The 12,124-nt window shown below is 70.7% G+C and carries 10 protein-coding genes; 9 read left to right on the plus strand and 1 reads right to left on the minus strand.

Annotated features, from left to right (window positions below; all coding sequences use genetic code 11):
- Window positions 1-25: 25 nt before the first annotated feature.
- From ACWPXE_RS00105 to ACWPXE_RS00120, 4 genes are all read left to right on the plus strand, one after another.
- Window positions 26-1,087, plus strand: coding sequence for a histone deacetylase family protein (locus ACWPXE_RS00105; protein ID WP_454016159.1), 1,062 nt, complete (start codon window positions 26-28; stop codon window positions 1,085-1,087).
- The gene (locus ACWPXE_RS00110; protein ID WP_454016160.1) at window positions 1,084-2,631 is read left to right on the plus strand and encodes an acetolactate synthase large subunit; all 1,548 of its coding nucleotides are present in this window, start codon (window positions 1,084-1,086) and stop codon (window positions 2,629-2,631) included. The genes ACWPXE_RS00105 and ACWPXE_RS00110 overlap by 4 nt, the downstream gene beginning before the upstream one ends.
- A gap of 58 nt (window positions 2,632-2,689) precedes the next feature.
- The gene (locus tag ACWPXE_RS00115) at window positions 2,690-3,634 is read left to right on the plus strand and encodes a 3-keto-5-aminohexanoate cleavage protein (RefSeq protein ID WP_454016161.1); all 945 of its coding nucleotides are present in this window, start codon (window positions 2,690-2,692) and stop codon (window positions 3,632-3,634) included.
- A 168-nt stretch (window positions 3,635-3,802) separates the two neighbouring features.
- Entirely contained in the window at window positions 3,803-4,741 is a 939-nt protein-coding gene (locus ACWPXE_RS00120; RefSeq protein ID WP_454016162.1) for a DMT family transporter, read from the plus strand.
- On the opposite strand, the gene ACWPXE_RS00125 is transcribed toward ACWPXE_RS00120, so the two are convergent.
- Window positions 4,707-5,792: a LacI family DNA-binding transcriptional regulator gene (locus ACWPXE_RS00125; protein ID WP_454017887.1), complete on the minus strand. Its 1,086-nt coding sequence runs from the start codon at window positions 5,790-5,792 to the stop codon at window positions 4,707-4,709. The two genes, ACWPXE_RS00120 and ACWPXE_RS00125, sit on opposite strands and share 35 nt — an antisense overlap.
- Window positions 5,793-5,926: 134 nt before the next feature.
- On the opposite strand from ACWPXE_RS00125, the gene ACWPXE_RS00130 reads away from it, so the two are divergent.
- The 5 genes from ACWPXE_RS00130 to ACWPXE_RS00150 are packed head-to-tail and all read left to right on the plus strand — an operon-like array spanning window position 5,927 to window position 12,091.
- Window positions 5,927-6,982 carry a TRAP transporter substrate-binding protein gene (locus ACWPXE_RS00130; RefSeq protein ID WP_454016163.1) on the plus strand — a complete coding sequence of 352 codons (1,056 nt, stop codon included), beginning with the start codon at window positions 5,927-5,929 and terminating at the stop codon, window positions 6,980-6,982.
- A 39-nt stretch (window positions 6,983-7,021) separates the two neighbouring features.
- Window positions 7,022-8,911: a TRAP transporter large permease gene (locus ACWPXE_RS00135; protein ID WP_454016164.1), complete on the plus strand. Its 1,890-nt coding sequence runs from the start codon at window positions 7,022-7,024 to the stop codon at window positions 8,909-8,911.
- 44 nt (window positions 8,912-8,955) lie between these two features.
- The gene (locus tag ACWPXE_RS00140) at window positions 8,956-9,495 is read left to right on the plus strand and encodes a VOC family protein (protein WP_109139185.1); all 540 of its coding nucleotides are present in this window, start codon (window positions 8,956-8,958) and stop codon (window positions 9,493-9,495) included.
- An 8-nt stretch (window positions 9,496-9,503) separates the two neighbouring features.
- Complete coding sequence (locus ACWPXE_RS00145) at window positions 9,504-10,775, plus strand: ribulose-bisphosphate carboxylase large subunit family protein (protein ID WP_454016165.1); 1,272 nt, start codon at window positions 9,504-9,506, stop codon at window positions 10,773-10,775.
- Window positions 10,772-12,091 carry a four-carbon acid sugar kinase family protein gene (locus ACWPXE_RS00150; RefSeq protein ID WP_454016166.1) on the plus strand — a complete coding sequence of 440 codons (1,320 nt, stop codon included), beginning with the start codon at window positions 10,772-10,774 and terminating at the stop codon, window positions 12,089-12,091. Before ACWPXE_RS00145 ends, ACWPXE_RS00150 begins: the two co-directional genes overlap by 4 nt.
- Window positions 12,092-12,124: the final 33 nt, after the last annotated feature.

Consider the following 12,124-nt stretch of genomic DNA (forward strand, 5'->3'; position numbering starts at 1 on the left):
ATCCATCCACTCCGGGAGCCTGTCCATGCGCTACGTCTTTGCCGAGGCCCAGTTGCGCCATCGTCCGCCGACCTTCCTGGTGCGCGGCCAGCCGAAGCCCTCGCCGGAAAAGGCGGAACGGGCGGAGGCGCTCGTCGGCTCCCTGCGGGCGCGCGGCGTGACGGTGGAGGAGCCGCCGTCCTACGGCGCCGGCCCGCGTGCGGCGGTCCACTCGGCCGATTACCTGCGCTTCCTGGAAACCGCCCACGCCCGCTGGTCGGCCCTGCCCGACGCGTCGGAGGTCATCGTCCCCAACGTCCACCGCAACACCGACATGGCCGAGTATCCCACGGGCATCGTCGGCCAAGCGGGCTGGCACATGGCGGACACCGCCTGCCCGATCGGCGCGGGCACCTGGGAGGCGGTCTGCGGCGGCGCCGACACGGCGGTCCACGCGGCGCTGATGGTGGCGAGCGGGCAAGAGCGCGCGGCCTACGCCCTGTGCCGCCCGCCGGGGCACCACGCGTCCCGCGACATGGCCGGGGGCTTCTGCTACATCAACAACGCCGCCGTCGCCGCCCAGGCGATGCTGCCGGTGCTGGCCCAGCAGGGCCGCGCGCCGCGCGTCGCCGTCTTCGACGTGGACGTCCATCACGGCAACGGCACGCAGGCCATCTTCTACGAGCGCGACGACGTGCTGGTGGTGTCGATCCACGGCGATCCCAACAACTTCTACCCGTGGTTCGCCGGCTACGCGCACGAGCGCGGCAAGGGCCGCGGCCTCGGCAGCAACCTGAACATCCCCCTGCCCATGGGCACCGAGGAGTCCACCTTCCTCGACGCGGTGGACGGGGCGCTGACCCACATCGCCGCCTTCGGGCCGGAGGCGCTGGTGCTGTCGCTGGGCTTCGACACCTACGTCGGCGACCCGCTGGCGTTCTTCAAGGTGACGACGCCGGGCTTCGCCACGCTCGGCCGCAAGATCGCCGGTGCCGGCCTGCCGACCGTGGTTGTACAGGAGGGCGGTTACGATTGCGACGCGCTGGCGGTGAATCTCGCCAGCTTCCTGGATGGCTTCGAGAGCGGGCTCACGGAGGCGGCACGATGATCGGCGCGGAAATCCTGGTCCGGACGCTGGTGGCGAACGGCGTCGACACCTGCTTCGCCAACCCCGGCACGTCGGAACTGCACGCGCTGGCCGCCTTCGACAGCATGCCCGGCGCGCGCTGCGTCCCGACGCTGTTCGAAGGGGTGGCGACGGGGGCGGCGGACGGCTACGCCCGCATGACCGACCGCCCCGCGGCCACGCTGCTGCATCTTGGGCCGGGCTTGGCGAATGGCCTCGCCAACCTGCACAACGCCCGGCGCGCCTGCGTGCCGATGGTCAACATCGTCGGCGACCACGCGACGTGGCACCGCGGCGTCGACGCGCCGCTGACCTCCGACGTGGAAGGCTTGGCGAAGCCCATGTCCGCCTGGGTGCGCACGGTGCCGGACGCCGCCTCGGTCGCCGCGGACACGGCGGAGGCCATCCGCGCCGCCCTGACCCCGCCCTGCGGCGTGTCCACCCTGATCCTGCCGTCCGACTCCTCCTGGGACGACACGGCGGCGACCGACCCGGTCATCGTCGAGCCGCCCGCCCCCGCCGCCCCGGACGCCGAGGCCCTGCGCGCCGCCGCCGACGCCCTGCGGAGCGGTGAGCGGGTGGTTGTCCTGCTGAACGGCCGCGCCACGCGGGCGGAGGGGCTGGCCCTGGCTGGCCGGATCGCTGCCGCGACCGGCGCCAAACTCTACGCCCACACCGGTGCCACCCGCATCGAGCGCGGGGCGGGCCGCGTGACGGTGGAGCGTTTCCCCTACCCCATCGACCTCGGCATCGCCGCGTTGGCCGGGGCAAAGCACGTCGTCCTGATCGGTTCGGGGGAGCCAGTCGGTTTCTTCGGCTACCCCGACAAGCCCAGCCGTCTGGCGCCGGAGGATTGCCGCATCCACGCCGTCGCCCCGCCGGGCAGCGACGCCCTGGCCGCCCTGCGCCGGCTGGTCGAGGCGGTGGGCGCCGCCGGCACGCCGGTTCCGGTTCAGCCGCTCGCCCCGCCCGCTCCGGCGACCGGTGCTCTCACCGCCGACAGCGTCGGCCAGTCCCTGGCGGCCCTGCTGCCGGAGGGCGCCATCGTGGTGGACGAGGGGATTTCCTCCAGCCCGATGGTCTACACGGCCTGCGCCGGGGCGCGCCCGCACGACTGGCTGACCATCACCGGCGGCGCCATCGGCATCGGAATGCCGCTGGCGCTGGGTGCCGCCATCGCCTGCCCCGACCGCAAGGTGGTGACCCTCCAGGCGGACGGCAGCGGCATGTACACGCTCCAGGCCCTGTGGAGCCAGGCGCGCGAGCAGGCCGACGTGGTGACGATCATCTTCGCCAACCGCCGCTACGGCATCCTGCAATGGGAGCTGGGCAACCTCGGCTTCCGCGACATGGGGCCGAACGCCCGCAACTGCACGGAGCTGGGCCGCCCGGACCTCGATTGGGTGGCGCTCGCCCGCGGCATGGGGGTGGAAGGCGGACAGGCCACCGACGCAGAGAGCTTCAACCACTTGCTGACGACCGCCTTTTCCCGCAAGGGTCCTTTCCTGATCGAAGCGGTGATCTGACGAACAACAACATATCCCTGCGCCCCCTCAAGGGGCGCGGGGGATAAGGGAGGACAGCATGACCACGCCCAAGAAGAGCGCGCGGAAAGTCATCATCACCTGCGCGGTCACCGGTTCCATCCACACGCCCAGCATGTCGCCGCACCTGCCGGTGACTCCGGACCAGATTGCGGCGGAGGCCATCGCCGCGGTGGAGGCCGGGGCGGCCATCGTCCACCTGCACGCCCGCGACCCGGAGACCGGCCGCCCGACCCAGGACCCGGCGCTGTTCCAGCGCTTCCTGCCGCGCATCAAGCAGGCGACGAAGGCCGTGGTGAACATCACCACCGGCGGCAGCGCCGCCATGACGGTGGTGGACCGGCTGCGCCCCGCCGCGCAGTTCCAGCCGGAAGTCGCGTCGCTCAACATGGGCTCGATGAATTTCGGCCTGTTCCCCATGCTGAACCGCTTCAGCGAGTTCCAGCACGACTGGGAGCGCACCTATCTGGAGAACAGCCGCGACCTCGTCTTCAAGAACACCTTCAAGGACATCGAGCACATCCTGAAGACCTGCTCCGGCAACGGGACGCGCTTCGAGTTCGAGTGCTACGACATCTCCCACCTCTACACGCTGGCCCATTTCCTCGACCGCAAGCTGGTGACGCCGCCGCTGTTCGTACAGTCGGTTTTCGGCATCCTGGGCGGCATCGGCGCGCATCCGGAGGACGTGATGCACATGAAGCGCACCGCCGACCGGCTGTTCGGCGACCAGTATGTGTGGTCGGTGCTGGGCGCCGGGCGCAACCAGATGCCCATCGCCACGCAGTCGCTGGCGCTGGGAGGCAACGTGCGCGTCGGGCTGGAGGACAATCTGTGGGCCGGACCGGGCCGCCTCGCCACCTCCAACGCCGAGCAGGTCGCCATGGTCCGCAAATTGATCGAGGGTCTGGCCCTGGAGGTCGCCACCCCGGACGAGGCCCGCGCCATGCTCTCCCTGAAGGGTGGCGACGCGGTGAAGTTCTGACCGGGAATATCCCTCTCCCCTCTGTGGAGAGGGTGGCCCGGAGGGCCGGTGAGGGGGTTGTGCGTTTCGGTGCGTCCGGCACAAGCGCACCCCCCTCACCCTAACCCTCTCCCCGGAGGGGAGAGGGGATTTCAAGATACGACCACCCCACACCCGGAATCCCATGCCATGATAAGCCGCGCTCGGGCGCTGGATCTGTCGCTGGTGGGTCTCATCAGCGTCTGCTGGGGCCTCAACTGGCCCGCCGTCAAGATCATCCTCACCCAGATCCAGCCCTGGACGCTGCGCAGCCTGGGCTTCGCCGTGGGAGCGGCGGTGCTGTTCGCCTACGCGCGGTCGCGCGGGGAATCGCTGGCCGTGCCGCACGGGCAGCGCTGGCCGCTGGTCGCCGTCGCCCTGCTGAACATGGCGGGCTTCAACATCTGCTCCGCCTTCGGGCAGATGAACATGGCAACCTCGGGCGCGGCGATCATCGCCTACACCATGCCGGCCTGGGCGACGCTGCTGGCGATCCCGATCCTGGGCGAGCGTCCGGGGTTGCGCCAATGGATGGGGCTGGCCTGCGGGCTGACCGGCTTGGCCGTTCTGCTCGGCCCCGATCTGCTTCGGCTGGGCGCCCTGCCGCTCGGCCCCGCCTTCATGCTGACCGGCGCGCTGAGCTGGGCGCTGGGCAACGTCCTGATCAAGCGGACGGCCTGGACCATGGGGCCGAACGCCATCACCGGCTGGCAGTTCGCCATCTCCCTGCCGGTGGTGCTGCCCTTCGCCCTGGCGCTGGACCCCGCGCCGACGCTGGCGCTGGAGCCCCGCGTGCTGGTCGCGCTGGTCTTCCACATCCTGGTGGCGATGGTCGGCGGCTATCTGCTGTGGTTCGCCATCGTGCGGCGGCTGAGCGTCGCGCAGGCCTCCGTCAGCTCGCTGATCGTGCCGGTGATCGGGGTGACCGGAGCCATCGTCGTGCTGGGCGAGACGCCGCCGCTGCGCACCTACGCCGCGCTGGCGTTGATCCTCTGCGCCGTCCTGCTGGTCGTGATGGTCCGCGACAAGCGGCCCGCCCCCGACCCGGAGCCGGTCACGGCGGAGCCGCGGGGGGCAGGTTCTCCCTGAAGATGACCTCGATGCGCGGCGGCTCCACGCCGTGCATCGCCTCGCGGCCGGCGCGCAGGTTGGCGAAGACGGCGGCGCAGCTCATCAGGGCGCTGCGCGGGTCCTGGGTGATGACCGCCTCCATCGTGCCGTCGATCAGAAGCGCGCGCGTCTCCGGCGTGAAGCCGTGGCCGATGAAGACGACCTCGCGCTCCCGCCGCGCCTCCTTCAGCGCGCGGGCCACGCCCTCCGCCCCGCCGCCGATGGTGTAGATGCCGGCAAGGTCGGGGTGGTGGCTGAGCAGCGTCCGCGTCTGCCGGTAGCTCTTGGCCTCGTCGTCGTGGGCCTCGCGCAGCCCCACCACCTCGATGGCCGGCGCCATCTCCTTCAGGACGTTGAGGAATCCCAGTTCGCGGTCCTCGTGCGCGCGGTAGCTGAGGCTGCCGGCGATCATCGCGACCTTTCCCGCCCGCCCGCCGAGGAAGCGCGCGAACAGGTAGCCCGCCGTCCGCCCCGCCGCCCGGTTGTCGAGTCCGACATAGGCGGCCCGCCGGCAATTCTGCACGTCGGAGATCAGCGTCACGGTCGGCACGTTGCGCGCCGCCAACTCGTTCACCGCCTCGCGCACCGCCGGATGCTCCAGCGCCATGAAGGCCACCCCGTCGACCTTGCGCCAGTGCTGGAGCAGGCTGCGCGCCAGCAGGTCGGGGTTGAAGCTCTTGATGAACTCCACCTGCGCGCGGATGCCCAGCGGGGCCAGCGCCGCCTCCGACTGGCGGATCAATTGGCCGAGCCGCGTCAAATAGCGGTTCGTCCCGTCTGGCAGCAGGAAGGCCAGCCGCATCGGCTTCGGCCCCAGCGCCGCGCCGAGGTCCGATTCCGGGATGTAATCCAGCTCCGCCGCCGCCTTCATCACACGCTGCACGGTCGCCGGGCGCACGCCGGGTCGGTGGTTCAGCACGCGGTCCACGGTGGCGGTGGAAACCCCTGACAGCCGCGCGATGTCGGCGATCCGCGGCAGCCCGCGGGAATGTTCGGGGGGGGCGGCGACGGCGTCCGCATCATCCTGCATCACAGCTCAAAACCCTCCGATCCCATCAAATCACATCATCATTCGCGTTTGACACCGGCCATTCGCGCACATACCGTCCAACCAACAATCACCGTCGAACATCAAACTACATCAACGTTTCCTGGGAGGAAAGCATGAACCCGCTCTCGCGCCGCAAGATGCTCAAGGGGTTGGCCGCCACTCCGGCGATCGGAATGGCTGCCGGGTTGGCCGCGGGGGCCGGCACCGCCACGCTGATCGGCGCGCCGCGCATCGCCCGCGCCGCCGAGTTCGACTTCAAGTACGGCAACAATCTGCCGCTGACCCACCCGCTGAACGTCCGCTCGCACGAGGCGGCGGAGCGCATCCGCCGCGAGACGAATGGGCGCGTCGACATCCAGATCTTCCCGAACAACCAGCTCGGCGGCGACACCGACATGCTGTCGCAGGTGCGCAGCGGCGGCATCACCTTCTTCACCCCGTCGGCGCTGGTCATCGCCACGCTGGTCCCGGTGGCCGCCATCAACGCCGTGGGCTTCGCCTTCGCCGACTATGGGCAGGTCTGGTCCGCCATGGACGGCAAGCTGGGCGAGCATGTGCGCGGCGCCATCTCCAAGGTCGGCCTGCACGCCTTTGAAAAGATGTGGGACAACGGCTTCCGCCAGATGACCAGCGGGGCCAAGCCGATCCAGACCGCCGCCGACATGGACGGGCTGAAGATCCGCGTGCCGGTCAGCCCGCTCAGCATCGCCATGTTCAAGTCGCTGTCCGCCGCCCCGGCCAGCCTGCAGTTCTCGGAGGTCTATTCCTCGCTGCAGACGCGCATCGTCGACGCGCAGGAGAACCCTCTGCCGATCATCCAGGTCGCCAAGCTGTACGAGGTGCAGAAGTACTGCGCCCTGTCCAACCACATCTGGGACGGCTTCTGGTTCATCGCCAACGGGCGCGCGTGGCGCGGCCTGCCCCCCGACCTGCAGAAGATCGTCTCCACCGCGATCAACGACGCCGGCGTCCAGCAGCGCGAGGACATCAAGGCGCTGAACCAGTCGGTGCAGGCCGACCTCCAGTCCAAGGGCCTGGCCTTCAACCAGCCCTCCCCCGACAGCTTCCGCGCCAAGCTCCGCGACAGCGGCTTCTACGGCGAATGGAAGGGCCGCTTCGGCGACGAGGCCTGGGCGCTGCTGGAAGGCGCCGTCGGCAAGCTCGCCTAAAGAACGGCTGTGGACAACACGGGAAGGGAGGGTGCGGCTTTGTCTCACCACGCGACGGCGCTCGACGAGGGCGGCGCCATGCCAGGGGCCGCGTCCGGCGGTTCCTGGACCGATCGGCTGGACCGCGGCCTCGCCGCGACGGTGGAGGGCGTCGCCGCCCTCATCGTTCTGGCTGAGATCGCCATCCTGCTGGCCGGGGTGACGGCGCGCTACGTCTTCCACGCGCCGTTGGTGTGGTCGGACGAGCTGGCTTCCATCCTCTTCCTGTGGCTGTCCATGCTGGGCGCCGTAGTGGCGCTGCGCCGCGGCGAGCACATGCGGATGACCGGTCTGGTCAGCCGCGTCGGCCCGACCACGCGCGCCCTGCTGGAGACGCTGGCGATCACCGCCCCCATCGCCTTCCTGGCGATGATCCTGCACCCCGCCCTGGACTACGCCATGGAGGAGCAGTTCATCGTCACCCCGGCGCTGGAGATCAGCAACGCCTGGCGCGCGGCGGCCCTGCCCACCGGGCTGGGGCTGATGGCGGTGGTCGCGCTGATCCGGCTGATGCGGATGCGCAACCTCCGGGTCACGCTCGCGGCGGTCGCCCTGACCGCGGCGGTGACCGTGGCCTTCTGGCTGGCCGGTCCGATGCTCAAGCCGCTGGGGCAGGCCAACCTCGTCATCTTCTTCGTCGGCGTGGTCGCCGCCTGCGTGTTCGGCGGCGTTCCCATCGCCTTCTCCTTCGCGCTGGCCACCTTCGGCTATCTGGCGCTGACCACCTCGACCCCGCTGCTCGTCATGGTCGGACGGCTGGACGAGGGCATGTCCCACCTGATCCTGCTGGCGGTGCCGCTGTTCGTCTTCCTCGGCCTGCTGATCGAGATGACCGGCATGGCCCGCGCCATGATCCAGTTCCTCGCCAGCCTGCTCGGCCATGTGCGCGGCGGCCTGTCCTACGTGCTGATCGGGGCGATGTATCTGGTGTCGGGCATCTCCGGTTCGAAGATCGCCGACATGGCGGCCATCGCGCCGGTGCTGTTCCCGGAGATGAAGAAGCGCGGCGCCCCTCCGGGCGACCTCGTGGCCCTGCTGTCGGCGACCGGCGCGCAGACCGAGACCATCCCGCCCTCCATCGTCCTCATCACCATCGGTTCGGTCACCGGCGTGTCGATCGCGGCGCTGTTCGCGGGCGGCCTGCTGCCGGCGGTGGTGCTGGGCGCGGCGCTCTGCGCCGTCGTCTGGTGGCGCTACCGCCATGAGGATCTGAGCCACATCCGCCGTCCGCCGGCGTCGGAGATCGCCCGTCTGGCCGTGGCCGCCCTGCCGGCCATCCTGCTGCCCTTCGTCATCCGCGCCGCGGTGGTGGAAGGGGTGGCGACGGCGACCGAGGTGTCAACCATCGGCATCGCCTACTCCACCCTCATGGGGCTGCTGGTCTACCGCCAGTTCGACTGGGCGCGGCTGAAGCCGATGCTGATCGAGACGGCGTCGCTGACCGGGGCGATCATCTTCATCGTCGGCTGCGCCACCGCCATGGCCTGGGGCCTGACGCAGTCCGGCTTCTCCCGCGCGCTGGCCCTGTGGATGGCCGACATCCCCGGCGGCGGCTACGGCTTCCTCGCCATCTCCATCGTCGCCTTCATCATCCTGGGCAGCGTTCTGGAGGGCATCCCCGCCATTGTCCTGTTCGGCCCGCTGCTGTTCCCCATCGCCCGCGACGCCGGGGTGCACGAGGTGCATTACGCGATGGTGGTGATCTTCGCCATGGGCATCGGCCTGTTCGCCCCGCCCTTCGGCGTCGGCTACTACGGCGCCTGCGCCATCAGCAAGGTCAGCCCGGACGAAGGCCTGAAGCACATCTGGGGCTACGTCGCCGCCCTTCTCGTGGGCCTGATCGTGGTCGCCGCCATTCCGTGGATTTCCACCGGCTTCCTTCCCTACTGAAGCCCCGCCGGTCCCCTCATAACGATAAAATCAGGAGTTCCTTCATGAGCCGATTCTTCGGCCAGATCCGGCAGGCTGGCTACGTCGTCGACGACATCGAAGCCGCCATGGATTACTGGAGCCGCACCCTGGGCATCGGCCCGTGGTTCTACAACGAGCGGGTTCCGATCAGGAACTACACCTACCGCGGGGAGCGGTACGAGGTTCACAACTCGGTGGCCCTCGCCAACTCCGGCCCGCTCCAGATGGAGCTGATCCAGACCCGCAACGACGCGCCGTCGATGTACCGCGACTTCCTGAAGGCGGGCCGCACCGGCCTCCAGCACGTCGCCTACTGGACCGAGAATTACGACGCCGACCTTGAGCGTCTGACCGGCCAGGGCTTCAAGCCGGTGATGAGCGGCGAGGTCGGCGAGAAGGGCCGCTTCGTCTATTTCGACACCGAGTACCACCCCGGCACGGTGATCGAACTGTCGGAGGTCGCCGGGCCGAAGGGCAAGATGTTCGACCTGATCCGCAACGCCTCCCTCGACTGGGACGGCCGCGATCCGGTCCGGCCCTTCCCCGACCTCAGCCGCCTGTGAGCATCGCCATGCGCTCCGACCGCTTCGAGGCGACCTATCTGATCGAAACCCCGCTGGACCCCGCCAAGGTGGCGGAGGTGATGGCCGGGGAGCAGTCCTGCGGCACCTTCACCCGCGTCCACGGCGAGACGGACGACCTGCGCGCCCGCGCCCGCGCCGTGGTGGAGCGGGTGGAGGAGTTGGAACCCGCCGCCTCCCCCAGCCTGCCGAACACATGGCTGGAGCGGCAGAAGCGGCCCGGACCGTGGCGGCGCGCCCGCGTCACCATCAGCTTCCCCACCGGCAACGTCGGCGCCAACCTGCCGACGCTGGCCGCCACGGTGGCCGGCAACCTGTTCGACCTCGGCGAGGTCACCGGCCTGCGGCTGGACTCCGTGCGTCTGCCCGCCGCGTACCGCAAGGGCTTCGACACGCCGCGGCACGGCGTGGCCGGCACGCGGCGGCTGACCGGGGTGGAGCGCGGGGCGCTGGTCGGCTCCATCATCAAGCCGAACCTCGGCCTGTCGGCGGAGGAAACCGGCGAGCTGGTCGGCACGCTCTGCGCCGCCGGGCTGGACTTCATCAAGGACGACGAGATCTGCGCCGATCCGATCCACGCCCCGCTGGCCCAGCGCGTGCCGGCGGTGATGGACCGGGTGCGCCGCCATCAGGACCGCACCGGCAAGCACGTCATGGTCGCCTTCAACATCAGCGACGAGACGGACGCCATGCGCCGCCACGCCGATCTGGTGGAGCGTGAGGGCGGAAGCTGCGTGATGGTCAGCCTGAACTGGTGTGGCTTCTCCGCCGTGCAGACGCTGCGCCGGCACAGCGGGCTGGTGCTGCACGGGCACCGCAACGGCTTCGGCGCCCTGTCGCGCCACCCCAGCCTGGGCATCGGCTTCGACGCCTACCAGACGCTGTGGCGGCTGGCCGGGGTCGACCACATGCACGTCCACGGCCTTCAGGGCAAGTTCGCCCAGCCCGACGCGGAGGTCATCGAGGGCGCCAAGTCCTGCCTCGCCCCGCTGGCCGAGGGCTGCGACGACGCGGTGATGCCGGCCTTCTCCTCCGGCCAGTGGGCGGGGACCGTTCCCGTCACCTGGGACGCGGTGGGGACGGACGACCTGCTGTTCATGTCCGGCGGCGGCATCATGGCCCATCCGGACGGCCCCGCCGCCGGCGTGACGAGCATCCGTCAGGCCTGGGAGGCGGTGCGCGAGGGCGTCACCCTGCCGGACGCCGCCGCGACCCGGCCGGAATTGAAGCGCGCCCTGGAGTTCTTCGGAGCGGGCAAGTGACGGCGGCGCACCCGCCGCCCCGGCTCGGCCCCCGGCTGGGCTGGTACGGGGACGACTTCACCGGGGCCACCGACACGCTGGCCACGCTGGCGAAGGCCGGGCAGCGGGCGCTGCTGCTGCTGGAGATTCCCGACGCGAAGCGGCTGGCCGGGCTCGGCCCACTGGACGCGCTGGGGATCGCCGGGGCGTCGCGCACCATGGATCCGGAAGCCCTGCGGGCGGAGCTGGAGCCGGTGGGGCGCTTCTTCGCCGGGCTCGGCGTGCCGGTGATGCACTACAAGTGCTGCTCGACTTTCGACAGCGCGCCGCAGGTCGGCAGCATCGGGGCGGCGGTGGCGGCCCTGCGGCCCTTCTTCCCCAACCGCTTCCTGCCGGTGGTGGGCGGCCAGCCGAACATCGGGCGCTACTGCCTGTTCAGCACGCTGTTCGCCGCAGCGGGTACCGGTGGGACGGTCCACCGCATCGACCGCCACCCGACGATGAAGGCCCACCCGGTGACCCCGATGACGGAGGCCGACCTGCGCCTCCATATCGGCGCGCAGGGGCTGGAGGGGATGGGCGCCCTGCACTACCCGGATTACGGGCTGGACGCCGGAGCGCTGGACGAAAAACTCGACCGGATGGTGGCGGGTGGCGCACCCGCCGTCCTGCTGGACATCGCCCAGCCGGCGGATCTGGCGCCCGTCGGGCGGCTGGTCTGGGAGCGCGCGCAACGCGCCCCCCTGCTGGCGGTCGGGCCGAGCGGCGTGGTCCAGGCACTGGCCACCCAGTGGGAGCGCGACAACGGGGTCGGCGACGCTCCCCTTGCCCCGGCGGAGGGGCCGGTCTTCGTGCTGGCCGGCAGCCTGTCGCCGGTCACGCGCCGGCAGATCGCCGCGGCGAACTCCTTCCACCGGATGCCGGCGGATGCGGGCGCCCTGTGCCGCGACGCCGCCTACCGCGAGCGGCTGCGGAGCGAGATCGCCGGCTTGCTGGGCCAAGGACGCAACGTGCTGGTGTGGACCGCCCCGGCGGAGGGCGAGACGCCCGACACCGCCCAGTCCTCCGCCATCGCCGACGCCACCGCGGAGTTCGTGGCTTCGGTCGCCCGCGCGGTGCCGCTGCGCCGTATGGGCATCGCCGGGGGCGACACCTCCAGCAAGGCGGTGAAGGCGCTGGGCCTGTGGGGCCTGTCCTACCGGACGGCGCCCAGCCCCGGCGTGACGGTCAGCCTGACCCACAGCGCGCACCCGCCCACCGACGGCGTCGAGCTAATGCTCAAGGGCGGCCAGATGGGATCGGAGGATCTGTTCGAACGGCTGGTCCACGGAGGGTGAGCGTCCTCGCTCCCCTCCGCCCCCACGCGTCAG

This window comes from Azospirillum sp. Marseille-Q6669 (genome assembly GCF_965111635.1).